Source organism: Sphingobium quisquiliarum P25 (genome assembly GCF_000445065.1).
GTDB lineage: Bacteria > Pseudomonadota > Alphaproteobacteria > Sphingomonadales > Sphingomonadaceae > Sphingobium > Sphingobium quisquiliarum.
The window spans coordinates 1-23,506 of the sequence record NZ_ATHO01000005.1; the positions used below are offsets into that span (position 1 = coordinate 1).

General features: G+C 64.0%; 22 protein-coding genes, 2 tRNA genes and 1 pseudogene. 10 read left to right on the top strand and 15 right to left on the bottom strand.

Features of this window, described 5'->3' with window-relative positions; all coding sequences use genetic code 11:
* The 3 genes and pseudogenes from L288_RS0121040 to thiE form a co-directional block, all read right to left on the bottom strand.
* A pseudogene (locus L288_RS0121040) lies at window positions 1–181 on the bottom strand (hypothetical protein); the annotation flags it as partial.
* Entirely contained in the window at window positions 178–1,266 is a 1,089-nt protein-coding gene (locus L288_RS22740) for a L,D-transpeptidase family protein (RefSeq protein ID WP_031303699.1), read from the bottom strand. The gene L288_RS22740 and the pseudogene L288_RS0121040, both read right to left, overlap by 4 nt.
* A gap of 74 nt (window positions 1,267–1,340) precedes the next feature.
* On the bottom strand, window positions 1,341–2,033 hold the full coding sequence (gene thiE / locus L288_RS22745; protein WP_021236407.1) for a thiamine phosphate synthase: 693 nt from the start codon (window positions 2,031–2,033) through the stop codon (window positions 1,341–1,343).
* Here thiE and L288_RS22750 point away from each other — a divergent pair.
* Both L288_RS22750 and L288_RS22755 read left to right on the top strand, forming a co-directional pair.
* Complete coding sequence (locus tag L288_RS22750; RefSeq protein WP_236612977.1) at window positions 2,032–2,826, top strand: DUF72 domain-containing protein; 795 nt, start codon at window positions 2,032–2,034, stop codon at window positions 2,824–2,826. The genes thiE and L288_RS22750 overlap by 2 nt on opposite strands.
* A gap of 195 nt (window positions 2,827–3,021) precedes the next feature.
* Complete coding sequence (locus L288_RS22755) at window positions 3,022–3,453, top strand: DUF1772 domain-containing protein (RefSeq protein ID WP_021236409.1); 432 nt, start codon at window positions 3,022–3,024, stop codon at window positions 3,451–3,453.
* Between the two features lie 144 nt (window positions 3,454–3,597).
* Here L288_RS22755 and L288_RS22760 read toward each other — a convergent pair whose 3' ends face one another.
* From L288_RS22760 to tkt, 5 genes are all read right to left on the bottom strand, one after another.
* On the bottom strand, window positions 3,598–4,074 hold the full coding sequence (locus tag L288_RS22760; RefSeq protein ID WP_021236410.1) for an AAC(3)-I family aminoglycoside N-acetyltransferase: 477 nt from the start codon (window positions 4,072–4,074) through the stop codon (window positions 3,598–3,600).
* 7 nt (window positions 4,075–4,081) lie between these two features.
* Entirely contained in the window at window positions 4,082–4,978 is an 897-nt protein-coding gene (locus L288_RS22765) for a fructose bisphosphate aldolase (protein ID WP_021236411.1), read from the bottom strand.
* 89 nt (window positions 4,979–5,067) lie between these two features.
* On the bottom strand, window positions 5,068–6,240 hold the full coding sequence (locus L288_RS22770; RefSeq protein WP_190288220.1) for a phosphoglycerate kinase: 1,173 nt from the start codon (window positions 6,238–6,240) through the stop codon (window positions 5,068–5,070).
* 199 nt (window positions 6,241–6,439) lie between these two features.
* Complete coding sequence (gene gap / locus L288_RS22775; protein WP_021236413.1) at window positions 6,440–7,447, bottom strand: type I glyceraldehyde-3-phosphate dehydrogenase; 1,008 nt, start codon at window positions 7,445–7,447, stop codon at window positions 6,440–6,442.
* Between the two features lie 32 nt (window positions 7,448–7,479).
* Entirely contained in the window at window positions 7,480–9,450 is a 1,971-nt protein-coding gene (gene tkt, locus L288_RS22780) for a transketolase (protein ID WP_021236414.1), read from the bottom strand.
* A 174-nt stretch (window positions 9,451–9,624) separates the two neighbouring features.
* Here tkt and L288_RS43565 point away from each other — a divergent pair, with 174 nt between their 5' ends.
* The 4 genes from L288_RS43565 (at window position 9,625) to L288_RS22800 (ending at window position 11,240) form a co-directional block, all read left to right on the top strand.
* On the top strand, window positions 9,625–9,813 hold the full coding sequence (locus tag L288_RS43565) for a hypothetical protein (protein ID WP_152522013.1): 189 nt from the start codon (window positions 9,625–9,627) through the stop codon (window positions 9,811–9,813).
* Window positions 9,806–10,141, top strand: coding sequence for a cell division protein ZapA (locus tag L288_RS22790; protein WP_021236416.1), 336 nt, complete (start codon window positions 9,806–9,808; stop codon window positions 10,139–10,141). Before L288_RS43565 ends, L288_RS22790 begins: the two co-directional genes overlap by 8 nt.
* Before the next feature lie 284 nt (window positions 10,142–10,425).
* Window positions 10,426–11,004, top strand: a complete 579-nt coding sequence (locus tag L288_RS22795; RefSeq protein WP_021236417.1) for a 5-formyltetrahydrofolate cyclo-ligase — start codon at window positions 10,426–10,428, stop codon at window positions 11,002–11,004.
* Window positions 11,001–11,240 (top strand): DUF2842 domain-containing protein, encoded by a 240-nt coding sequence (locus tag L288_RS22800; RefSeq protein ID WP_021236418.1) that lies wholly within the window; start codon window positions 11,001–11,003, stop codon window positions 11,238–11,240. Before L288_RS22795 ends, L288_RS22800 begins: the two co-directional genes overlap by 4 nt.
* Before the next feature lie 145 nt (window positions 11,241–11,385).
* On the opposite strand, the gene L288_RS22805 is transcribed toward L288_RS22800, so the two are convergent.
* Window positions 11,386–11,462 (bottom strand) — tRNA-Asp (locus tag L288_RS22805).
* A 41-nt stretch (window positions 11,463–11,503) separates the two neighbouring features.
* Window positions 11,504–12,658, bottom strand: coding sequence for an AI-2E family transporter (locus tag L288_RS22810; RefSeq protein WP_021236419.1), 1,155 nt, complete (start codon window positions 12,656–12,658; stop codon window positions 11,504–11,506).
* Window positions 12,659–12,831: 173 nt separating this feature from the next.
* Here L288_RS22810 and L288_RS22815 point away from each other — a divergent pair, with 173 nt between their 5' ends.
* On the top strand, window positions 12,832–13,284 hold the full coding sequence (locus tag L288_RS22815; protein ID WP_021236420.1) for a DUF11 domain-containing protein: 453 nt from the start codon (window positions 12,832–12,834) through the stop codon (window positions 13,282–13,284).
* Window positions 13,285–13,296: 12 nt separating this feature from the next.
* Here the strand turns inward: L288_RS22815 and L288_RS22820 are convergent, their stop codons facing one another.
* The 4 genes from L288_RS22820 to thyA form a co-directional block, all read right to left on the bottom strand.
* Window positions 13,297–14,610, bottom strand: coding sequence for a dihydrolipoamide acetyltransferase family protein (locus tag L288_RS22820; RefSeq protein ID WP_021236421.1), 1,314 nt, complete (start codon window positions 14,608–14,610; stop codon window positions 13,297–13,299).
* An 8-nt stretch (window positions 14,611–14,618) separates the two neighbouring features.
* Complete coding sequence (locus L288_RS22825; RefSeq protein ID WP_031303701.1) at window positions 14,619–15,623, bottom strand: alpha-ketoacid dehydrogenase subunit beta; 1,005 nt, start codon at window positions 15,621–15,623, stop codon at window positions 14,619–14,621.
* Between the two features lie 41 nt (window positions 15,624–15,664).
* Window positions 15,665–16,963, bottom strand: coding sequence for a 3-methyl-2-oxobutanoate dehydrogenase (2-methylpropanoyl-transferring) subunit alpha (locus L288_RS22830; protein WP_021236423.1), 1,299 nt, complete (start codon window positions 16,961–16,963; stop codon window positions 15,665–15,667).
* Window positions 16,964–17,056: 93 nt separating this feature from the next.
* Entirely contained in the window at window positions 17,057–17,995 is a 939-nt protein-coding gene (gene thyA, locus L288_RS22835) for a thymidylate synthase (protein WP_021236424.1), read from the bottom strand.
* Window positions 17,996–18,188: 193 nt separating this feature from the next.
* Here thyA and L288_RS22840 point away from each other — a divergent pair, with 193 nt between their 5' ends.
* From L288_RS22840 to L288_RS22850, 3 genes are all read left to right on the top strand, one after another.
* The gene (locus L288_RS22840; RefSeq protein ID WP_236612978.1) at window positions 18,189–18,470 is read left to right on the top strand and encodes a JAB domain-containing protein; all 282 of its coding nucleotides are present in this window, start codon (window positions 18,189–18,191) and stop codon (window positions 18,468–18,470) included.
* 101 nt (window positions 18,471–18,571) lie between these two features.
* Window positions 18,572–18,648, top strand: a tRNA-Pro gene (locus L288_RS22845).
* Between the two features lie 300 nt (window positions 18,649–18,948).
* Window positions 18,949–20,817 (top strand): site-specific integrase, encoded by a 1,869-nt coding sequence (locus L288_RS22850; RefSeq protein WP_021236426.1) that lies wholly within the window; start codon window positions 18,949–18,951, stop codon window positions 20,815–20,817.
* Window positions 20,818–20,832: 15 nt separating this feature from the next.
* Here L288_RS22850 and L288_RS42210 read toward each other — a convergent pair whose 3' ends face one another.
* Window positions 20,833–23,247: a MobA/MobL family protein gene (locus tag L288_RS42210; RefSeq protein ID WP_161625633.1), complete on the bottom strand. Its 2,415-nt coding sequence runs from the start codon at window positions 23,245–23,247 to the stop codon at window positions 20,833–20,835.
* Between the last annotated feature and the right edge of the window lie 259 nt (window positions 23,248–23,506).

Here is a 23,506-nt window from a genome sequence, read left to right on the forward strand (position 1 = left end):
GCACGCCCTCCACCGGGATCAGCAGCGCGCCCGCCTCCGCCGCGGCGCGTTGGGGAGGCGCGGCAGGCGGCCTTTCCGGACTGCCCCCAGGCACGATCCGCACGCACATTTTCAGGAACAGGACCAGCAGCAGGATGGCGAGCGCTATGCCCGCCCACCCGCGCCGTCCCGGTCTCTTCATGCCTGGAACACGGCCTTCACCCCGCTTTTCACCATCTGCGCCAGCCGCGCGGCATCCCAATTGGTCAGGCGGATGCAGCCGTGGCTTTCGGTGCGGCCGATGGTCTGCGGCTCAGGCGTGCCGTGAATGCCGTAATGGGGTTTCGAAAGGTCGATCCAGACCACGCCGACCGGACCGTTCGGCCCCGGTTTGAGCACGGCTTTCTCATCCTTGGCGTCAGCGTCCCAGAAGAGGTCGGGATTATAGTGGAAATCCGGGTTGCGGCTGATCCCCTTGATCTCCCATGTGCCCAGCGGCAGCGGATCATGCTGCGATCCCATGGTTGCGGGGAACTGGGCGATCAGCTTGTCCTGCGCGTCGAAGACCCGCAGCACCCCGTCCGACTTGTCCACCACGATATGGTCCGCCTGCGGCTGGTCCTTGGCCACCGCCAGGCTGGCGAGCGTGCTGCCCCAGCCCCGCTCATCTCCCTCGATCCGGGCCACCGGCTGATTGCCGATGGCGGGCACGCGCACCGTCGCCCCCGGCCCCAGCTTCGTGCCGGGGGCGTTCAGCGCCACCAGCACTTCGGGCTTAGTATGGAAGCGTTCGGCCAGCTTCTCGATCAGGTTGCGGTAGCCAAGCGCAGGCAGCTTCGCCTGATCGGCATATTCCGTGGGGATATTGCTGTAAGGCCCGCGCGCGAAGCCTTCGGGGATCGTCACCAGCCATGTCGCCGGAGGCGGGCTGTCCCCCAGCAGCGCCCTGGCGGTCGCTTCGTCATATTTGCCTGTCTCCGGCAAGCCCCTGGCTTCCTGGAATCCCTTGAGCGCCGCCGTGAAGGACATGCCCTCCTTCCCGTCGAGAACGCCGGGGGAGAAGCCTGCCCGGTCGAGCGCCACCTGCGCCTGGAGGATTGAGTCCGCCCGCGCGGGCGCGCCACCCGGTTCCGGCACGATGGTGAAGGCATAGGGGTCGCCCCCCTGATTTGCCGCCGCGCTCTGCTGCTCGCTGTCCGAGGGCGCGCGCCCGCTTTCATTGGCATCAGTGACGGAAACGTTGCAGGCGGTGCACAGCAGCGTGAGCGCAAGCAGATGTGTCTTCAAGGCGAAACTCTCCCGATGGTTGGGAGAGGAAACGCGCAAATGCCAGGAAAGCTGCCTGCCTCCCTTCCGAGGCGTCAGGCCTTGCCCAGAACCCCCGCAAAAGCCGTCACCCCGGCGCGCGCTCCGTCCGGGTGGCTCCACACAGCGCCGCTCACCGCCAGGAAATCCGCGCCCGCCTCCACCAGCGGCGCGGCATTGGCGGCGGTGATCCCGCCGATCGCCACGCAGGGAAGTTCGAACAGGGCCGTCCACCAGCTCAGGATCGACGGGTCCGGCCGGTACAGCGTCTCCTTGGTCGTGGTCGGATAGAAAGCGCCGAACGCCACATAGTCCGCGCCCGCCTCCCCCGCTTCCATCGCAAGGTGGCGGCTGTCATGGCAGGTGACGCCGATCTGCACGGACGGGCCCAATATCTTGCGCGCCTCACGCGGGTCGCCATCGCCCTGCCCCAGATGCACGCCGTCCGCGCCCAGCCGCTTGGCCAGAGCGATGCTGTCGTTGATGACGAACGCAACCTCCCGCTCGGCGCACAGTTTCTGCAATGGCTCCGCCGCGCGCGCGACCGCCTCTTCGTCCGCGCCCTTCAGCCGCAACTGGAACGCCGCCACATTCCCGCCGTCGAACGCTTCGGCCAATTGCCGCACGAAATCATCCCCGATTACCGGCGGGGAGATGAGGTAAAGCTGGCAGGGCGGGCGGAAGCCCTTTTCGAACTGGTCGGCGAAATGGGGGTCAAGCGCCAGTTCTTCGTCAGTGAAGTCGGTCATGCGCCGCCCCTTAGCGCGTTTCGGCACCCAAGGAAAACTATGGAACCGCTTCACGGCCCGGCAGCTTGTCTCGCCTATGATCAGGATCGGCTGTTCAGGTTGGAACTATCGTCACTGGCGCGGCCGCTTCTATCCCGAAAAGCTTGGCCAGAAGCGCTGGTTCGCCTTCTATGCCGAACATTTCGACACGGTGGAGATCAACAACAGCTTCTACCGCCTGCCCAGGCCGGAGACGGTGGATGGCTGGCGCGATCAGGCTCCGCCCGGCTTCTGCTATGCCGCCAAGGCGAACCGCTACCTCACCCAGGCGCTGAAACTGAAAAATTGCGAGGAACCGATGGAGCGGATGATGGAATCCTTCCGCCATTTCGGTCCCGCGCTGGGGCCTGTGCTCTATCAGCTACCGCCCAGCCTCCGGCTTGATCTCGAACGGCTGGACAGCTTCCTCAAGCTCCAGCCCGCGGACATCACGCCCGTCTTCGAATTCCGCCACCCAAGCTGGTATCAGGACGGCACCTATGAACTGCTCGAACGCCGTGGCGCGAGCTTCTGCGTCCATGACATGGCCGGATCGGCCAGCCCGCGCATCGCAACGGGCAGCGCCGCCTATGTCCGCTTCCACGGCGCGGGCGGCAAATATTGGGGCCGCTATCCCGAAGCGCAGCTCCGCGATTGGGCGGAGTGGATGCGCGATCAGGCGCGCCATGGCCGCGCCGTCTGGGCCTATTTCAACAATGACATGGAAGCGCATGCGATAGCGGACGCGATCGCGCTCAAAGCCATGGCCGCTTAGCCCATTGTCTCATATATCGATCGTGGCTCTTGATTGATCGCGCACGAGTGGCGATAGTTGATCCGCCGGAAATAGAGCAGCAGGTCGGTAGTTCCTGCACCCCATCGGGGTTCTTCCCAGCCGCGGCGTCACCCCAAATTCGGGGAGGCGCTGTCCCGTGGGTTGGCGCTTCCTCGAACCAGGCGAGGAACGGTTATGATAATCTCACTTGTTGCTCTGCTCAGCGCGACGCTTTTCACTGGCGCAGCTTTCTACATCACGCTGGTCGAGCATCCCGCGCGGCTTGGCCTGGGCGACGGGCCGATGCTTCAACAATGGCAGCCAAGCTATAAGCGCGCGCTACCCATTCAGTCTGGCTTGGCCGTGATTGGCGGCCTGGCAGGCCTGATCGCAGGCTATCTCACGAAAGACTGGCTTTGGGTGGCAGGGAGTGTCGCCCTTCTTGCGAACTGGCCCTTCACGCTCTTGGCCATCTTCCCCGTCAATAAGCGGCTCATGGCCCTGAACCCACGTCTCGCCGGCTTCGAAAGTCGCGCGATGCTCGTCCAGTGGGGCCGGCTTCATGGTGTCAGAAGTTTTCTGGGAGCCGCAGCCATGCTTTTTTTTGCCTTGCCATTCATGCGATGACACGCAGATTCGCCACGCTTTTTATGTGTCACAGTCTCGCTGACCGTGATCGTCTTGTACGGAAGCCTCCGCATCAAGGCTCGCTATCCATCATCCGGGCTTGTCGAAGGTCCGGGATGAAGATCACTCAAACATGATCATGCTCTAAGCACGCGGCGCTATGTCGAAATGCAGCACATCCTCGCGCGCGCCCAGCCTGGTGTAGAGCGCGACCGCAGGCTCATCCTCCAGATCCGCCTGCACATAGATCACCCACGCGCCCGCAGCGATGGCGACCGGCCGCAACGCGTCGATCAGCGCGGTGGCGATGCCTTGCCGCCGCCGGTCTGCCGCCACGGCGAGATCGTAAATGTAGATTTCGCTGCGCTGCTGCTCGAACTTGCGCAATTCATACGCGGCCAGCGCGCCGACAACCCTGTCCCCCTCCAAAGCGGCCAGCGCGATGAAGCGGGGATCGGCCAGCAGATCGGTCAGATAGTCGTCGGATGGCGGCAGGCCGGCATAGGATTGCAGGTCATCGAAGACCTCCGCGAACAGCGCATTCACTGCCCGCATCGTCGCGACGCCGTCCGGTCCGATGCGGATGACGGCGGCCCCGGAATGGTTCCCTGCCGCCGTCATCGGCGGATCAGGCCGCCTTCTTGGTGGAGGCGGTGTAGATTTCGTCGATCGCCTGACCCAGCGAGGCGTTGAACTCGTCATCGCTCATCTGATGGCGCAGGTCGTTCAACAGCGCGCGGCTGAAACTGGCGATGATGCCCCGGTTCTTGGCGAGTTCGACGCAGGCTTCCGCGCGCGAAAAACCGCCGGACAGCGCCACGACGCGCAGCACGCGGGGATGATCGACCAGCGGATCGAACAGGCCGGGCTTCGTCGGCAACGACAATTTCAGCATCACCTGATCGTCGCCCGGCAAGGCGTCGAGCGCCTTCACCAGTTCCTCCAGCAGGATCTGGTCGGCATCGGCCCGCTCAGGGCTCTTGATGTTCACTTCGGGCTCGATCATCGGCACCAGCCCGGCGGCCAGAACCTGCTGCCCCACTTCGAACTGCTGCTTCACGACAGCGGCGATGCCCTCGCGATTGGCGAGATTGATAACCGAACGCTCCTTGGTTCCGAACACGCCCAGCGACTTGGCGCGCTTGAGCAGCGCGTCCAGTTCCGGCATCGGCTTCATCAGCTGCACACCGTTCGTTTCATCCTCCAGACCCTTGTCGATCTTGATGAAGGGCACGACGCCGCGCTCGATCAGCGCCTGCGGGACCGGCTTGCCGCCTGCCTCGCCGTCCATGGTCCGCTCGAACAGGATCGCGCCGATCACCTTCTCACCCGAAAAGGCGGGCGAGGTGATGATGCGGCTGCGCATGTCGTGGATCAGGCCGAACATTTCCTCATCGTTCGACCATGCTCCTTCTTCGATGCCATAGCCTTTCAGCGCCTTGGGCGTCGAACCCCCGCTCTGGTCCAGCGCGGCGATAAAGCCGTTGCCGCCCGCAATCTTGTTCTTCATGTCCTGATCCAGCATCTGCACATACCTTCTCTGTAGGGTTGCGCCGCCACGATGGCAGCGACGGAAAATGAAAGGGGCCGCCAATCACGGGCGGCCCCTGATATTCAAGCCATCAGCGCCTTGACGCCTGGCAGTTCCTTGCCTTCCATCCATTCGAGGAAAGCGCCGCCAGCGGTGGATACGAAGGTAAAGTCGCCCGCCACGCCCGCATGGTTGAGCGCCGCGACGGTATCGCCGCCCCCCGCCACGGACGTAAGCTGCCCTTCCTTGGTCAAGGCCGCCGCCGTCTTCGCCAAGGCCACGGTCGCCTTGTCGAACGGAGCGATCTCGAACGCGCCCAGCGGTCCGTTCCACACCAAGGTGCGGCAGTTCTTGAGCGCATCGCCCAGCGCCTCGACAGCCGCCGGTCCCACGTCCAGGATCATCTCGTCAGCCGCGACCTCGTGCACATTGCAGGTCCGCACCGATGGCGGATTGGCCGCGAACTCCTTCGCCACCACCACGTCATAGGGCAGGTGAATGGTGCAACCGGCCTTCTCCGCCGCGTCGAAAATCGCCTCGGCCGTGTCCGCCAGATCCTTCTCGCACAGCGACTTGCCGACATCCACGCCACGCGCGTGCAGGAAGGTATTGGCCATGCCGCCGCCGATGATCAGATGATCGACCTTGGCGACCAGGTTGTTGAGGACGTCGAGCTTGGTCGAAACCTTCGCCCCGCCGACCACCGCCGCGACCGGCTTCACCGGCTCGCCCAGCGCCGCCTGCAACGCGTCCAGTTCCTTTTCCATCGACCGGCCGGCAAAAGCAGGCAGCTTGTGCGCCAGCCCTTCGGTCGAGGCATGGGCGCGGTGCGCGGCCGAAAAGGCGTCGTTCACATAGAAGTCGCCAATCGCCGCCATGGCTTCCGCCAGCGCCGGATCATTCTTTTCCTCGCCGGGATGGAAGCGGGTATTTTCCAGAATGGAAATGTCACCGGGACGCATCACCGCAATGCCATCGACCGCAGCCTCGCCGCAGCAGTCAGGAATGAACTGCACATCACGCCCCAGCACCTGCGTCAGCGGACGGGTGATCTTCGACAGTGAATATTCCGGGTTCTTCTGACCCTTCGGCCGCCCGAAATGCGCCAGGATCAGCACCTTCGCGCCGCGATCCGCCAGTTCCAGGATCGTCGGCATCGCCGCCCGCAGGCGGGTATCGTCGGTCACCGATCCATCCTGCATCGGCACGTTCAAATCTTCGCGCACCAGCACGGTCTTGCCGCTGATGTCGCCCATATCGTCCAGCGTCTTGAAGGGCTTGGCCACGTCTCGTTTCTCCGCCTCTATTGTTTGGACTTCCCTCCAACCGTTCGGGCTGAGCGAAGTCGAAGCCCTTGGCCGAGCGGAGCGAAGCCAGATCGGCCTTCGCTTCGCTCAGGCGAGCCCTTCGACAGGCTCAGGGCGAACGGATAAAGGTTCGCCCAGGCTTGCCGCCTTACAGCAGCCCGGCAACCACGCCGGTCGTATCGACCATGCGGTTGGAGAAGCCCCATTCATTGTCGTACCAGCTCAGCACGCGCACCAGCTTGCCGTCGATCACCGCCGTTTCCAGGCTGTCGATGGTCGAGCTGGCCGGATCGCCATTGAAGTCGATCGAAACCAGCGGCTCGTCGGTATAGGCCAGCACGCCCTTCAGCGCGCCTTCGGCAGCGGCCTTCAGCAGGCTGTTCACTTCCTCGACGCTCGTGTCGCGCTTGGGCGTGAAGGTCAGGTCCACGACCGACACGTTCGGCGTCGGCACGCGGATCGCCGAACCGTCCAGCTTGCCCTTCAGTTCGGGCAGAACCTCGCCCACCGCACGGGCAGCGCCGGTGGTGGTCGGGATCATCGACATGGCGGCCGCGCGCGAACGGCGGGCGTCGCTGTGGATCTGGTCGAGGATCTTCTGGTCGTTGGTATAGCTGTGGATCGTCGTCATCAGGCCACGTTCGATGCCGATGCTGTCGTTCAGCACCTTGGCGAGCGGCGCAAGGCAGTTGGTGGTGCACGAAGCGTTGGAAATAACGACATCGTCGGCGGTCAGCGTCTCATGATTGACGCCGAACACGACGGTCTTGTCCACGCCCTTGGCCGGAGCCGAGATGACGACGCGCTTGGCGCCCGCCGCCAGATGCTTCGACGCCGATTCCCGATCGGTGAAGAAGCCGGTGCACTCCAGCGCAATCTCAACGCCCTGCGCCGCGTGGGGCAGCTTGGCCGGGTCACGCTCAGCGGTCACGGCGATGCGCTTGCCGTTGACGACCAGCACGTCGCCATCGACGCTGACGTCGCCGGGGAAAGCGCCATGGACGCTGTCACGCTTGAACAGCAGGGCGTTCGCCTTAGCGTCGCCCAGATCGTTGATGCTGACCAGCTCCAGGTCATGGTCGGTGCGCGACAGGATTGCGCGCGCCACCAGGCGGCCGATACGTCCGAAACCGTTAATTGCTACCTTCGTTGCCACTGCACTAGCCTCCTGATTGGTAGATGTTCTTCTCAATGATCCAGCGCGGCCGCAACCTGCGGCGCGATCTTGGCGGCCGTCAGGCCGAAATGCTCATACAGCACTTCCGCCGGAGCCGAAGCGCCGAACGTATCGATGCCAAAGCGCAGGCCCGCAATGCCGGTATAACGTTCCCACCCAAAGGTGGTCCCTGCCTCAATCGAGACACGCAGGACATGGTGCGGAAGGAGATCATCCTTATACGCCTGCGGCTGCGCCTCGAAATGCGCCCAGCTCGGCATCGACACCACGTCCGCGCCGATGCCCTGGCTTTCCAGCAGATCGGCCGTCGCGACCGCGATCTCGACTTCGGAACCCGTGGCTACCAACACAACCTTGCGATCCGCCTTCGCCGCGCGCAGGCGATAGGCGCCCCTCGCGCAGAGATTCTCGCCCGCCTTCTCCGTCCGCAACTGCGGCAGGTTCTGGCGGGTCAGCGCCAGCACGGACGGACCATCCTTGTCCTGCAACGCCAGTTCCCAGCATTCCGCCGTCTCGACCACATCCGCCGGGCGATAGACGTCCAGGTTCGGGATCATGCGCAGCGACATGACATGCTCGATCGGCTGGTGGGTCGGACCATCCTCGCCAAGGCCGATCGAGTCATGGGTCAGCACATGGATGACCCGCTGCTGCTGGAGCGCGGCCAGACGGATGCCGCCACGCATATAGTCGGAGAACACAAGGAAAGTGCCGCCATAAGGGATGACGCCGCCATGCAGCGCCAGCCCATTCATCGCGCAGGCCATGCCGAACTCGCGGATGCCATAATAGACATAGCGGCCGGAATAATCGTCCCTGGTGAGCGGACCGGTGCTCTTGGTCTTGGTGTTGTTGGAGCCGGTCAGGTCCGCCGAACCGCCCAGCGTTTCGGGCAGCAGGTCGTTGATCGCGCCCAGCGCCATTTCGCTCGCCTTGCGGGTCGCGACCTTCTGCGGATTGGCGATCAGCGTATCGATATAGTTGGAGAGCGAGAAACCGGCGGGCAATTCCCCCGCCATGCGCCGCTCGAACTCCGCCTTCTGGCCATTGCCCGCCAGACGGTCTTCCCAGCCCGCGCGCACTTCCGCGCCGCGCGCACCAATGCGCCGCCATTCGGCCGCCACATCTTCGGGAATGACGAAGGGCTCGGCCGTCCAGCCCAGGAACTCGCGCGCCGCAGCCACTTCCTCGACGCCCAGCGCCGAACCATGGACGCCAGACGTACCCGCCTTGTTGGGCGCGCCATAGCCGATCTTGGTGGCGCAGGCGACCAGCGACGGGCGCGGATCGGCCAGCGCCTCGTCAATCGCGCGGCGCACGTCCGCCACATCATGGCCGTCGCACGAAACCACATGCCAGCCGGTCGCGGCATAGCGGGCGCGCACATCTTCGCTGCTCGACAGGTCGACCGCGCCGTCGATGGTGATCTTGTTATCGTCCCACAACACGATCAGGCGGCCGAGGTTCAGGTGCCCCGCAAGCCCGATCGCCTCATGATTGACGCCCTCCATCAGGCAGCCGTCGCCAGCGATCACCCATGTACGGTGATCGACCAGATCGTCGCCGAAGGTCGAATTAAGGTGCCGCTCCGCAATCGCCATGCCCACAGCGGTCGCCAAGCCCGAACCCAGCGGGCCGGTCGTCGCTTCCACGCCCGCCAGTTCGAAATTCTCAGGATGCCCGGCGCAGGGGCTGCCTAGCTGGCGGAAATTGCGAATGTCCTCGATCGTCGGGCGCGCATAGCCGGTCAGGTGCAGCAGCGAGTAGATCAGCATCGACCCATGGCCCGCCGACAGCACGAAACGGTCACGGTCGGCCCATTTGGGCTGGCTTGGGTCGAACTTCAGATAATCCTTGAACAGCACCGTCGCGACGTCCGCCATGCCCATCGGCATGCCCGGATGGCCGCTGTTCGCCGCCTGCACTGCATCCATGGAAAGCGCCCTGATGGCGCTGGCGAGCGACTTTTCGGAAACGGTCATCTGGGCTGGCGTCTTTCCTGCTCTAAAAAGCGGCCCCCTGCTGAGCCGGCGAATCGAAATCGGGTCCCCTTTGTCGCCTCTGGCACGGGGCGTCAACCACGGCAGGCCGCAACGCCGGGCCGAGCGGCCCAATGACGGCTTTTGCGCGGCGAAAACTTTGTCTATGCGTTGGTTATGGCAAGCAATCGCATGATGCAGGCGATCGGCGCTCTGGAGCGCGCGGTTGGCAGGCTTGAGCAGCAGGTGGACCGGTCCAGACCCTCCGCTCCCCCACCCGGCGGCATCGATGCGGCGGCGGCACGGGAAGCGCTTCGATCGCTCGACGCATTGATCGCCGAGGTGAGGGGACAGGCGCATGGCTGAAACGACTCTCGTAATCGCCGGGCGTCATTATCCAGTGCGGTGCCGCGATGGCGAGGAAGCGCATCTCGCCCATCTCGCCAGCCTGATCGAACGCAAGGCCCGGCTCGCCCAGCAGAACACGCCCGGCCTGACGGAAGTGCGCACGCTGCTGTTCGCCGCGCTGTTCCTGGCGGACGAGCTGAACGACCTCAAGCGGGAGGCCATTGGGCGGCAACAGCAACTCGCGCTGGGCGATGAGGACGAATCCGCCGCCCAGACGATCGAAAGCCTCGCCGCTCGCCTCGAAAAGCTGAGCGACAGGCTTGCCGCGGCGGCGGACGATGCCTAGATTGCCGGTGACGGGCACTGCGCGGTACGAGCTTTAGCGAACATCCCTGAGGCGATAATCACATCCACGGGGACTGTCCCTGGGCGGGCTCCGGCCTGATCTACATGGTTCCCACCTGACGTTGAGGCGTCAGAGGATATTCCAGCAAACGGCCGAGGCGGTCCCGTCACCCTCCCTCTCGCTGGCTCCCACAACACCGTTGGTTTCGAACGAAGCCTGTCCTGAGTTATCGAAGGGTCGAGAAACAGGTTCCCAGCCCCCTCCGCCGGGTCTAAACGCGGCTCATGAGCGACGACCCCGATAAAGCCGCCCTGCGCGCCCTCGCACGGGAGCGCCGCCGTGCCTTCCTCATCGCGCTCGATCCGCTCGCCCACCGCCTGGCCTTCAAGGCGATCCCCTCCCCCCTCGCCCGCCGCCTCACCGGCGCGAACACCGTCGCGCTCTATATGGGCCTGGACGATGAAGCCCCTGCCCAGCGCCTCGCCCCGCAGCTCGCGGCCATGGGCAAGACCCTCGCCCTCCCGCGCGTCATCGATCGCCTCGGCAGCATGGACTTCCTCGCCTGGACGCCGGAGGATCAGCTTCATCCCGGCCTTTACGGCACGCACCATCCCGAACCCAGCGGTCCGCCGGTCACGCCCGACATCATCTTTGCGCCGATGCTGGGATTCGACCGGGCGATGAACCGGCTGGGGCAGGGCGGCGGCTATTATGACCGGGCCTTCGCCCGCTATCCCGATGCGCTGCGGGTCGGCATCGCCTGGTCGGTGCAGGAGCATGACGCCCTGCCCGCCGATCCGTGGGACCTGCCGCTCGACATCATCCTCACTGAAATCGAACTGATCGAAGGACCCGACGCGTGAACCGCCAGCCCGCCCCCTATGAGCCCAGCTGGCGCAAGCCCGTGGGCATGTTCATCATATTGGCGCTGATCGCGCTCTGGGCGATCCTGATCGGCAGCCTGTCAGGCCTTATCGGCCGCCTGCCGATGATCGCGCAGGTGCCGGTCTATGTCTTCCTGGGCCTGATCTGGATCTGGGTGCTGCCTTTGAAGCGCCTGCTCGCCTGGATGGAAACCGGCCGCTGGCGGCGCGGCTGAACGCGCCACCCCGCCATCACGGCGAAAGCTGCGTCCTCTGGCGCGGACACCGCCTGGCTCGAAAAGATGCCAGCCTCCGCTCACATGACGATCATAAATATCGGGATAATATGGTCCTTCGGGACCATTCACTCTACAAGGAGAGTGGCGCGAGTGACGGGGCTCGAACCCGCGACCTCCGGCGTGACAGGCCGGCGCTCTAACCAACTGAGCTACACCCGCGTTCGGTGTGGGCGGGCATCTATGCGGGCGCGCCGGACCTGTCAACCGGCTCTTTCAACTGTTTCCTCCGTTTCGTCATTTTCTTTGCGCGGCGGCACCGTGAGTGTCCCGCGTTCGAACAGAAAACCGGCGATGTCCGGCATGCCCGCGGCCGAAATAACGGTCTGGATGATGATCAGCAGAGGCACGCCCAGCAGCGCGCCCGGAGTTCCCCATACCCACCCCCAGAAGGTAAGCGCGACCAGGATCAGCAAGGGGTTCATGGTCAGCCGCCGCCCCAGCACCATGGGCGTGATCGCATTGGCCTCTATCAGGTGAAAGCCGATCTGGATCGCGGCGGGCAGCAGCGCCATCCATATGTCGTCGAACATCATCAGGCCGCCCAGGCCCAGCAGCACCGCCGCCAGCATCGGCCCGAAATAAGGGATGAAGTTCAGCATCGCGACGATGCCGCCCCACATCAGCGGCGACGGCATGCCGATCAGCCACAGCGCGATCGCGACGGAAAGGCCAAGGCACAGGTTGATGGTGGCGATGGTCAGCACATAGGCCGATGTCGCATCGACCACATTCTGGATGACGCGCGCCACCGCCATCGCCCCGTCGAAGCTGCCCCGGCTGTTGATCGTCCGCCGCCGCAGCCGCGTCCATCCGGCAAGGAAGAAATAGATGATGAGCAGGGCGAAGACCATCTGCACGATGGCCGAGGGCGCTGAGGCGGCGGCGAATTGCAGCAGCGATCGCGGCGCATCCACCGAAGCGGTCCGGGCAGCATTGCCGGGGCCGCTCGCCAACGCCTGAATCGTTTCGTCAACGAAACGTTGTAGCTGCGAATAAAGGTCGATCAAAGGCGCTAGATTACTCTGTATTTTGGGCAGCCTTTCGGGCAGCAGCACGAACCAGTCCGCCGCCGGAACCACGATCATCACGATCGCCGCATTGGCCACCAGCAGGAACACGATCACCGCCACCAGCGCCGCGATCGCGGACGGCACGCCCCGCCTCTCCATCCACTCCAGGAACGGCACGAGCGCAATGGCGATCACCAGCGCGGCGGTCAGCGGCAGGAAGAATTCCGCCCCCTCGCGCAAGGCGAAGGGCAACGCCAGGATCAGGCCGATGCCCGATGTCAGCGCGATCGACGCGAGCAGCCGGTCGCGGCGGCGGTTGATCTCATTCTGTTCATGGGGTGTCACCTAGGATCGTTCCCTACCGTCTTGCCTGCGCGCCCGGCCATTTCGCCGCGCCAATTTCATGTTGCAGTGCGGACATATAATCAACAGACGATTAACCGAATCTTCGGCCATCTCCCTTTATCACCGGCTCCATGAACTATCGGACTTCCGGCCTGATCAGGCGCTGCGGCGTAATGGCATGCGGGCTGCTGGCGGCGTCCGCTCCGGGCGGAGCTTTCGCCCGGCAGGATATCAAGGTCGATACCCAGCTTTTCGTGGAGCGGGTCCATACCGATATCAACGGACGTCCCCGCCGCGTTCTGGCGAGCGCGGACCGCGTCGCGCCCGGCGACCAGCTCATACTGGTGGTCAACTGGCGTAATGCGGGGACCCAGCCCTTGCGCGGACTGGCCGTCACCAATCCCGTGCCGCGCGGCATGCAGCTTGCCACATCCGAGCCCGCTGTCCAGGTCTCCGTCGACGGCGGGCAGCGCTGGGGACGGCTGGAGGAACTATGGCTGCCGACGCCGCTCGGCGGCACCCGCCGCGCGGTGCCCGCCGACATCACCCATATCCGCTGGACTATGCCCGACCCCATCTCTCCGGGCGAAAGCGGCCGCCTCAGCTACCGCGCGACGGTACGCTGAACGCCGCCACCCTCAATCAGCGAACAACAGCACCGGCGTTTCCAGCAGCGTCTTCACCGCCTGCACGAAACTCGCCGCATCCCAGCCGTCGACGACGCGATGGTCGCAACTGATCGACAGGTTCATCAGCTTTGCCGCCACTATGTCCTTGCCCCTGAAGACGGGACGCTCGATGATGCGGTTGGGGCCGATGATCGCGACCTCCGGCCGGTTGATCACTGGCGTCGTCGCCACCCCGCCAAGCGGACCCAGCGACGTGAGGGTGAGGGTGGAACCGGACAATTCCTCCGCCTTCGCCTTGCCGGCGCGCGCGGCGTCGGACAGACGGCGGATTTCGGCCGCGAGCTGCCAGATATTCCGGTCCTGCGCGTCGCGGATCACCGGCACCATCAACCCTGCGCCGGTCTGAGTCGCGACGCCCATATGCACGGCGCCGTGCCGCGTCACCACGCCCGCTTCATCGTCGTAGCGCGCGTTCAGCATCGGGAAGTCAGGCACGCAGCGGCAGATCGCACTGATCAGCAGCGGCAGCAGGGTAAGCCTTGGCCGGTCGCCCCGGCTGGCGTTCAACTGCTCGCGCATCCGCTCCAGTTCAGTGACGTCGATCTCCTCGACATAGGAAAAATGCGGAATATGCCGCTTCGACGCCGCCATATTCTCGGCAATGCGGCGGCGCAGCCCGATGACCTTCACCTGCTCGTCCGGCCGCTGCGCCGACACCCCCGCCGGTCGATAGCCCTGTCCCGCGCCGTAAAGCAGGAAGGCGTCCAGGTCCGAATGGCGCACGCGCTCTCCGGCGGCCTTCACCTGCGACAGATCGACGCCAAGCTCCTTCGCCCGCGCACGGACGGCTGGAGAGGCAAGAACCTGTGATGGGGCGGCCTCCACGGTTGAGTTAGGCAATGTGTTAGCCGCACCACCGTTCGGGCTGAGCGAAGTCGCAGCCCCCCACTGAGCCAAAGGCGAAGCGCCCGTGCCGTCCTCCGAACGCGCCTCGTCGATCACCGACTCGCCCGGCGTCTCGGCCTCGATCACCTCTTCGGATGGCGGCGACGCATCGGACAAGGCGGTCACCTCCGCTTCCTCCTCCGTCTCGATTTCCACCAGCATCGCCCCGATCGCGACCTGATCGCCCACCTCGCCCGCCAGCCGCAGGACGGTTCCCGCGACCGGGCTCTCCATCTCCACCGTGGCCTTGTCCGTCATCATGTCGGCGACCGGCTGGTCTTCCTCGACCCGGTCCCCCGCTTTCACATGCCATGCAACGATTTCCGCTGCGGAGATGCCTTCGCCAATGTCGGGCAGCTTGAACGTGAACAGGGCCATGGCGCGCCTCAATCCTTCATGATCTTGTCAATGGCTTTGCGGATGCGCACGGGCCCCGGAAAATAGGCCCATTCCAGGCTGTGCGGATAGGGCGTGTCAAAGCCGGTCACCCGCTCGATCGGCGCTTCCAGATGGTAGAAGCATCGTTCCTGCACCAGCGCGCTCAACTCCGCGCCAAAGCCGCTGGTCCGCGTCGCCTCATGCACGATCAAGCAGCGGCCGGTCTTCTTCACGGATCGCTCGATCGCCTCGATGTCCAGCGGAATCAGGGTGCGCAGGTCGATGATCTCCGCATCCACGCCCATGTCGGCGACCGTGCTTTCCACCACATGCTCCATCGTGCCGTAGCATAATATGGTGAGCGCCTCACCCTGCCGCACCGTCCGCGCCTGCCCCAGGGGCACGCGATAATGGCCCTCCGGCACCATCGCGCCGGGATGTCCCGCCCACCCCTTGGCCGGGCGGTCATAATGGCCGTCGAAGGGGCCGTTATAGATGCGTTTGGGTTCGAAGAAGATGACGGGATCATTATCCTCGATCGCCGCGATCAGCAGCCCCTTGGCGTCGTAGGGCGTGGACGGGATCACCGTCTTGACGCCCGATACATGGGTGAAGATGCCTTCGGGCGACTGGCTGTGGGTCTGCCCGCCGAATATGCCGCCGCCAAAGGGCGACCGCACCGTCAAGGGCGCGATATATTCCCCCGCCGAACGATAGCGCAGCCGCGCCGCCTCGCTCACCAGCTGGTCGAGCGCCGGATAGATATAGTCGGCGAACTGGATTTCCGGCACGGGCCGCAGCCCATAAGCCCCCATGCCGATCGCCACGCCGATAATGCCGATTTCCGTTATGGGCGTGTCGAAGACGCGGTTCTTGCCATATTTTTTCTGCAAGCCCGCCGTCGCGCGGAAGACGCCGCCGAAATAGCCGACATCCTCGCCCATCACCACGACATCGGGATCGCGCTCCATCATCACGTCCAGCGCGCTGTTGATCGCCTGGATCATGGTCATCTGCTGGAGCCCGCCGCTCCCGGAATCGCTCAGGCTGCTGCTCACAGCCCGGCCGCCTTCGCTTCGTCCAGCATCTGCTGCTGCTGTTCGCGCAGATGCCAGGGCATGTCCTCGAACACATCCTCGAACATCGTTTCCATCGGATGATGGTGCAGCCCGTGGCCTAATATGCCGTTCTTTTCCGCTTCCCGCGCGGCGTCGCGCACCTGTTCGGCCAGTTCCTTGTCCATCGCCGCCTGCCGTTCCTCATCCCATATGCCCAGGCGGATGCAATGCTGCTTCAACCGGGCGATCGGGTCGCCCAGCGGCCAATGGCTGCCTTCGTCCGCAGAACGATAGGCGCTCGGATCGTCCGAGGTGCTGTGCCCTTCCGCCCGGTAGGTGAAATGTTCGATCAGCGTCGGTCCGGCATTGGCCCGCGCCCGGTCGGCGGCCCAGCGGGTGGCGGCATAGACGGCGAGCGCGTCGTTGCCGTCGACCCGCAGGCCAGCAATGCCATAGCCCAGCGCCCGCGCGGCGAAGGTCGTCGCCTCCGCCCCCGCAAAGCCGGAAAAGCTGCTGATGGCCCATTGGTTGTTGACGATGTTCAGGATGACGGGCGCGCGATAGACGCTGGCGAAAGTACAGGCGGAATGAAAATCGCCCTCCGCCGTCGATCCTTCCCCGCACCAAGTCGCGGCGATTCGCGTATCCCCCCGCGCCGCGCTGGCCATCGCCCATCCGACCGCCTGCGGATATTGAGTGGTCAGATTGCCGGAGATGGAAAAGAAGCTCGCATCGCGCGCCGAATACATGATCGGCAACTGCCTGCCCTTCAGCCGGTCGCCCTTGTTCGAATAGATCTGGTTCATCATGTCGATGATCGGCCAGCCGCGCGCGATCAATATGCCCTGCTGGCGATAGCTGGGGAAACACATATCGTCGCTGGCAAGGGCAGTGGCGGCGGCGATCGACACAGCCTCCTCACCCGTCGACTTCATGTAGAAGCTCGTCTTTCCCTGCCTCTGGGCGCGGAACATGCGCTCGTCGAAGGCGCGGGTCAGGGCCATGGCGCGCAGCATCTTCAACAGCGTTTCGGCGGGCAGATGCGGGTCCCATGGTCCCACCGCCGCGCCTTCATCGTCCAGAACGCGGATCAGCCCATAGACCAGACCCTGCATCGTGCCGGGATGCGCGGCCTCATCGGGGCGCGGGGCTTCGCCCGCCGCCGGTATCTCGAAGCTGCTGAAATCGGCCGTGTCGCCGGGGCGAAACTGCGGCTCCGGCACATGCAGGCGCAACGGCGGCAGGTTGCGCCCGTTCCTCTGATCTCCAGCGCCCGAAGCAGGCTGATCGCTCATCCCGCGCTCTCTCCGTTGTTGCAATAAAATTGCTTATGGCAATTACTATATTACAACGTTTGAGAAAGGCAACTGTTCCTGTTGAGGCGCTCGCTACACAGCGACGGGGGCTGCGATATGGGCTTGGGGAGCATAGTCCAGCACCTCGAAATCCTCGATCCGGTAGTCGAAGATGCTGGGGGGCCGCCGGTTGATCTTCAATAGGGGCGCACCGGCGGGCGTGCGGCTGATCTGCTCCTCAACCAGCGCCGCGTGGTTCAGGTACAGGTGAACGTCGCCGCCCTGCCAGACCACTTCGCCCGGTGCCAGATCGCATTGCTGCGCCAGCATCCGGGTAATCATCGACAGGCCGAAGATGTTGAAGGCAAAGCCCAGGCCCAGGTCGCAGCTACGCTGGAACAAAAGGCCGTTGAGCCGCCCGCTCGCCACCTGGAACTGATAGGTCATATGGCACGGCGGCAGCGCCATCCGCGCGACTTCCGCGACGTTCCAGCCGGTGAAAAGCAGGCGGCGCGAGCCGGGATTGGTCCTGATCCCCTCGACCAGATCGGCAATCTGGTTGTGCCCTTGCGCTGCGCGCCGGTAGAGCCCATCGCCCACCGGCTCGTAGCGCGGCCAATTCACCCACTGCGCGCCATAGACCGGGCCAAGCTCTCCCCATCGGGCCGCGAAATCGTCATCCTCGATGATCCGCGCTTCAAAGGCGTCCCGGTCGATCGTCTCGCCCGTCGCCCTGCGATAGGCATCGAGCGGCCAGTCGGTCCAGATGTGAACGCCCTGGCGCACCAGTTCGCGGATGTTGGTGTCGCCGCTTAGGAACCACAGCATCTCGCGCGCGGCGGCCTTCCAGAAGACCCGTTTGGTGGTCAGCAGGGGCACGGCATCGTCCGCCAGCGAAAAGCGCATGGTTGCGCCCAGGATCGACCGCGTTCCCACGCCCGTCCGGTCGACACGCTCATCCCCCTGCGTCCAGATGAGGCGCATCAGGTCCAGATATTGCTGCTCATAATGTGCGGCGTCCGGGGTCAGCATGCGGGTCAAGTCGATCTTTCCTGATGAGCCGTGAGGCGAACGGCGAGTCCCTGCCGGATGTAGCCGAGCGTCCCGCGATCGCCAATGTTCGCTTTGGATCAAAAGCCCGGCAGTCCCCTCCGAATTGGACGCAACGTCAGGTGAAGAACGACGCCGCCCGCACCATCCTGCCGTCATGGACGTTACGGAAACGGTGCAAATCATCGCACTGGATGAAAACTGGAGGCTGCTGGGGCGCATCGACGGCAGGACCGGCTGGACCGGCATCGTCAGGGCGCTGCTCAGTCTGGACAGCGCCTGGCTGGTCATAGAACAGCAGCGGCCGGGCGAGCCCATTCCCCAGCCACGCCTTGAGGATATCCGCCTGTCACGGGCGATCGCCAGCCGCCTGCGCCCGATGGAAATGAAGCTTGCCGACCATGTCATCCTCGGCGGGCAAAGGCTGTTCAGTTTCCGGCAGGCGGGGCTGCTGTGATCATGGCAAAAAAAGCGCGATCAGCCGCTTGCCAGCCGGAAAACCCGCCTCTATAGACCGCCGCCTGCCCAGCGGCATCGCCAAGCGATACCGCCGACGGTCGGGGAGTAGCTCAGCCTGGTAGAGCACTGTCTTCGGGAGGCAGGGGCCGGAGGTTCGAATCCTCTCTCCCCGACCAAATTTCGGCATCCTCAGATGAAATTGTCCGGAAAGCTCGCCTTTTCTGAGGAGGTGGGTAATTGGTTGCGATTCGATTCACGCGATTGTGCAAGAAATTGTGCCGGTCGCCGTGTTTGCGCCTGTTCCCGCCATGCCAGCCGGAGCGCGCATGGCTACAAACATTTACTCCCGCGGCACCATGCAATGGTGGCGCCGTTCGGTCCACTTCGTTGCCGTCACTGACCAGCCTATAAGCATCCGTATGTCGCTGAAGACGCGATGCCCACGCGAGGCTCGAACTCGCGCAGGGTATCTTGAGATGGAGATGCAGGGTGTGGAAGCCGAGATAGTCGAAGAACTGAGGACACGGATCAAACCGGACGATATGCGCGCGGTCTTCCGCACCGCGTTCGAGGCGACGCTCGACCGCTACCTCGTTCAACAGGCTGCCACGCCGTTCCGCGCCGAGGCCCACGCAGCAATAAATCTCGCCTATGCGCGCTACTTTACCCTCATCGCCTCCATGCCTGTGCCACCAGAGGCCGACGAGGCGCTGCGGGATCAGCTCGCGCACAGCGGCCTACCGCCTAAGGACGCGGACGCGTTGTTCGTCACGGTAGCGCGGCACCGCGGTGCCTCGCCGATCGGCCACAACTATCTCGCGAGCTACCTCCGATCCGCCGGAATTAAGCCCACCGAGGAAAATCTGCGCGCAATGTCGCGGGTAGCAGCGGCGGCATATCGCAACGCCTGCCTCGCCGCGACCGAGGGGCTGGACCTGCCCAACGCCGAAGCGAACGTCTGGCCGCTGCCCGGCGCCTTGCGCAAGCTGCTAGATCTTCCTTGTACTGAAGAGGAACAAGCGAAGGCACTCTCTCCTGAGTTGGCACCGATGCCGCCTCTCCCATTCGTCGTGTCGGCGCCGGTGCCGACCTTGATGGCGACTGCCGCACCCACGCCAGCCCAATCGGCCGGGAAAATCGATGTGACCTTGTCCAAGCTTGCTGCGACGTGCCTGCAACGGAAAATCGACGGTCGCGAATGGCGAGAGGAGCGCCGGCGCGACATCAACGCGGTGGTGAACCTGTTTCTCGCAGCACGCGGTGACCTGATGCTCTCGGAAATCGACCAACAAGCATGCAGCGCGATGACCGCGCTCTTCCCGCGCCTACCAACCCGCTACGGCCACACCCGCGAGGACATCGAGGGCGGCATGCATGCCGTCATCGAACGCGGCGACGCCCTGCGCGCGCTCTGGAAGAAGGATCCGGTCAAGGCAGAGCGCGACCTGCTGCCAACGGTCGGCATTAGCGACATTACGCACAACAAGCACCTGACCTGGCTAAGCACGTTATTCGCGTTTGCCGACGCTAACGGCTATGTCACGCCCGACGTTGATCTTGGCAAGCTGCGACGCAAGGTAAAGAACCGCAAAGGCGGTAAGCGCCTGCCCTGGGCAGAGGCCGACCTGCGCACCCTGATATCTGGACCGGTGTGGACTGGCTGCCAGGGGCTTTGGAGCCGCCTCGCGCCCGGTGAGGCCGTCTTCCACGACGGCATATATTGGGGACTGCTGCTGGTCGTCTGCACCGGCGGCCGCTCAGAGGAACCCGCCGGACTAATGCTGGCGGACATCTTTGAGGACGCTCCGATCCCGTACATTCACTTCCGCGACAACGCCTATCGCCAACTCAAGAACGGCCAATCCGATCGCAAGGTGCCGATCAGTCCAGCGCTGATCAGGCTCGGCTTCCTGGATCACGTCCGCGCGATGCGCCAGCTGGGCCACGAACTACTGTTCCCCGAATTCTACAATCCCAAGGCGAGCATGAGCTTTGACCACATCTTCTATGACAAGGTGTTCGAGCCGCTGCGTAACTTTCATTTCCCGAACGGCACGAGCCAAAAGCGCGGGCGCAAAGACGTCGATGTGCACTCGATCCGCACCCGCGTTGGCTCGTTCTGGCGTGACCGCGGGTTCGACCCGGGCCTACGGCAGTATCTGTTCGGCCACGTGCCCGATGGCGAGACGGCCGCGAGCTATGAGGATGAACCGGGGCTTGACGTGCTGTTACCGCTGGTCACTGCGCTGGGCGACCTGTTGCCGGAGTTGCCAGTCATGCCGCTACGCCTGCGCCCATCCGAGTGGCAGAAGTTCGGTTCAATCCGGGGACGAAGGCCGAAATAGCGGCAGCGGCTGCCGCTAGCGCCCGGCCGATCGTACAGCCGCGATGGCTGCGGCGATAGCGCGTTTGTTCGCTTCCGACGGGTTGTGAGACCGTGGGAGGTCCTGAGCGGTCGTTTGTGGCGCGGACTGCTGCGGCTCGACCTCAGGCGGTCTCACCGCGATCATGGTCTCGGCGGATGCGACCGCCGGATGCCCTTGCTGTTCAATCATCAGCGCTTGCTGGCGCATGGCTTCGGCATTGCGGCGGCAATCCTCAAGTAAAGCGTATTCATCGGCCAGCCGATCATCGAGCAGGGCTAGATATTCAGAAGCCGCCCTGACCAACCGCTCAGATTCTTCCCGCTCGGATCGCCGACCCGCGGCCGGATCGGCGTCGAACGCTTGGACGAGTTGCCGGTTGGCCTGGCGGACATGCGACGCCCGCGACCGGGCCCGATCGATGCCGTGATGGATGCGAAAGGCGATATCATCCAGCCGCACCGCCTTGTGCAGATTGTCCCGCATGGCGACCACTTCCTGCTCGACATCTTCCGACTGCTTTATCTCCCGGCGCAAGCGCCGGTAGCGGGCAATGCGTTCGTCAGCGTCCGCCAGCGCCTTACGGTAACGAGCATCACCTTCCGTCATGATCGCTTTCCACTGGCGCAGTTCATTGGCACTGCCGGTCCTGGTGGTCTCGCCCCTTGCTTCGGCGGCGGCCTGGCTGGTGCCGAGATGCTCCTGTGGATCGGCGATGATGCCCATTTCGGTATAACGACGCGGATCCAGCCGCCGTTTAACGCCCGATTGCGCCAAATGAAGATTGGTGATCGTCGCAAGTTCCTGGCGCAAGGTCTTGATCCATTGCTTATTGGTTATACCGTCCACTTTCTTCTGTTTAAGCGGAGTGGACTTGCCATTGGCGCGTCCTCGCTTCGGTGTGACCACGGTAAAGTCCCATATGCCAGGTTTCAGCGCGTCCGTCCGAAACCCCCGCTTGCTAAGGCCGGCGATGTCGGCCTCGGTGATGCGGCGGGACGGGCGATCATAATAGATCAGGTGGAAATGCCAATTCTTCTCATTGTTGTGATGGTCCGGAGCATGCATCACTGCGACGAAAGGCATCTTGCGCCGTTCAAATATGGCCGAGAATTCTCGGACGATCGCGAAGCGGCTTTCGACATCGAGCTCGTCCGGCAATTCGCCGACCACACGATACTGGATGCGGCCTTTGCGCCCATCATGGAATGCGGCGAACGGCGCTGAATTAGACGCCTTGCGGGCCGACGTCGGCTTCACCCAGCCGGGCTGCTTGCCGAGGAACGCGCGCACCGCCTTGCCGGATGGGATGTCGAAGCGGATCGTTTTGTACGGCGTGCTGGTGCCCAGTGCCTTCCTGAGTTCGGCGGGGCAGTCCGGCTGGCTCGCGACGGCCGCCCAGAAGGCCGGCTGGTCGCTAACCCGGAGGGACATCTGATCGTTGCTGGCAACCGCTTCGTGCTGCTCCACGAGGGACCAGAACCGAGCGCGCTCCTCATCATCTGGGTCAATGTTTGTTATGAGAGCTCGCATGCCGTCTGGCTGGATTGCCACGGCCTCCATCCGGCCAATGTAGCGATCATGGTCAGGTGCTTCCCCCGCGCTGGGGAGCGTGCCTATTCCGCTTGGGATGTGGCTTTCGCCCGGGCTTCGAAGAAGCGACGACGCATCTCGCAGTCGGTGAACGGTCGCCCCGGATTCCAAGGATAGATCTTGAGTGCTGGGCATGTAACCATGGGATCGCCGTCCTTGACGTACCAAATCGCTCCGGGACAGCAGCCGCAGACCGGCATCGGCTTCGGCATCTTGTGCGGTTCGGTATTCCAGATGTCCTGAAGCACCAGGCTGAGGTCCGGCGAGGTCATCCACCAATTGTCGGGCAATTCGCGGATCGAACCCGAGGTGTCGGTGCCAGTCATAATCATAGTCATTCTCCAGGTTAATGATGGGTGTTGATGTAGTCGTGATGTCCGTGGCCCAACGACTATCGGCGCCAATGGCAGGTGTGAGGTCGGCAGCCGTGACATCCGTCCCGAACGCCGATTCGATCGACGCAACCGCGACTTCTCGCTCGACGTAGCGCGCATGGGCACGGGCGGCGCCGGGGCGGTTGCGCAGGCCGCTGTCGTTCATCTCGTGCGTGACTTTGCTGATTGCGCGATGCTGGATGTGGAAGGAGGTCGCCCCAGCCGCATTGGTCAGGCGATAGGATCGCGTGATCGGCCGGTTGAACTGGATGCGGCGATCGCGCGCCGGTCCGTCCGTCCCTTGGACAAGACGGCCAGAACGCCATCGACCAACACCCAGCAGATCTTCCGTGTCCACTTCCTCGATACCGTCGCGAATACGGACAAGCTTCGAAAAGGCGCGCTCCGCGCGGGCGACAACACGGTCGAAACGATCCTGCTTCATCTTAATCCTCCTTGCCCCACCACTTCGGCCAACAAAGTTTCTGGATGGCCGCACACGATCCGGCACCTCATGTAGGACGGGAATGTATGGGCATATCGACCCGTGCACGCCGCTGATCGAAACCGTGACAGGATGCCCGCTGGCTTCCTGGGCTGCGTCGGCGAGCCGATAGCACGGCAGTTTGGGCTCCTGCCCAAACTGCGGTAGTGCGCCTGAAAACATTGCTGGACCAATGCCTTGTTATTGCGTTTGCAACGAC

Coding starts and splice junctions, on each gene's coding strand:
- L288_RS22815 (WP_021236420.1), top strand. CDS start 12,832: ATGGCATGCGGGCTGCTGGCGGCGTCCGCTCCGGGCGGAGCTTTCGCC.
- L288_RS22765 (WP_021236411.1), bottom strand. CDS start 4,978: ATGCTGGATCAGGACATGAAGAACAAGATTGCGGGCGGCAACGGCTTT.
- L288_RS22830 (WP_021236423.1), bottom strand. CDS start 16,963: ATGAGCGATCAGCCTGCTTCGGGCGCTGGAGATCAGAGGAACGGGCGC.
- L288_RS22755 (WP_021236409.1), top strand. CDS start 3,022: ATGATAATCTCACTTGTTGCTCTGCTCAGCGCGACGCTTTTCACTGGC.
- L288_RS22750 (WP_236612977.1), top strand. CDS start 2,032: ATGCGCCGCCCCTTAGCGCGTTTCGGCACCCAAGGAAAACTATGGAAC.
- thiE (WP_021236407.1), bottom strand. CDS start 2,033: ATGACCGACTTCACTGACGAAGAACTGGCGCTTGACCCCCATTTCGCC.
- L288_RS43565 (WP_152522013.1), top strand. CDS start 9,625: ATGGCAAGCAATCGCATGATGCAGGCGATCGGCGCTCTGGAGCGCGCG.
- L288_RS22770 (WP_190288220.1), bottom strand. CDS start 6,240: ATGGGCGACATCAGCGGCAAGACCGTGCTGGTGCGCGAAGATTTGAAC.
- tkt (WP_021236414.1), bottom strand. CDS start 9,450: ATGACCGTTTCCGAAAAGTCGCTCGCCAGCGCCATCAGGGCGCTTTCC.
- L288_RS22760 (WP_021236410.1), bottom strand. CDS start 4,074: ATGACGGCGGCAGGGAACCATTCCGGGGCCGCCGTCATCCGCATCGGA.
- thyA (WP_021236424.1), bottom strand. CDS start 17,995: ATGCTGACCCCGGACGCCGCACATTATGAGCAGCAATATCTGGACCTG.
- L288_RS22850 (WP_021236426.1), top strand. CDS start 18,949: ATGGAGATGCAGGGTGTGGAAGCCGAGATAGTCGAAGAACTGAGGACA.
- L288_RS22820 (WP_021236421.1), bottom strand. CDS start 14,610: ATGGCCCTGTTCACGTTCAAGCTGCCCGACATTGGCGAAGGCATCTCC.
- L288_RS22790 (WP_021236416.1), top strand. CDS start 9,806: ATGGCTGAAACGACTCTCGTAATCGCCGGGCGTCATTATCCAGTGCGG.
- L288_RS22795 (WP_021236417.1), top strand. CDS start 10,426: ATGAGCGACGACCCCGATAAAGCCGCCCTGCGCGCCCTCGCACGGGAG.
- L288_RS22825 (WP_031303701.1), bottom strand. CDS start 15,623: ATGACCATGATCCAGGCGATCAACAGCGCGCTGGACGTGATGATGGAG.
- L288_RS42210 (WP_161625633.1), bottom strand. CDS start 23,247: ATGAAGCAGGATCGTTTCGACCGTGTTGTCGCCCGCGCGGAGCGCGCC.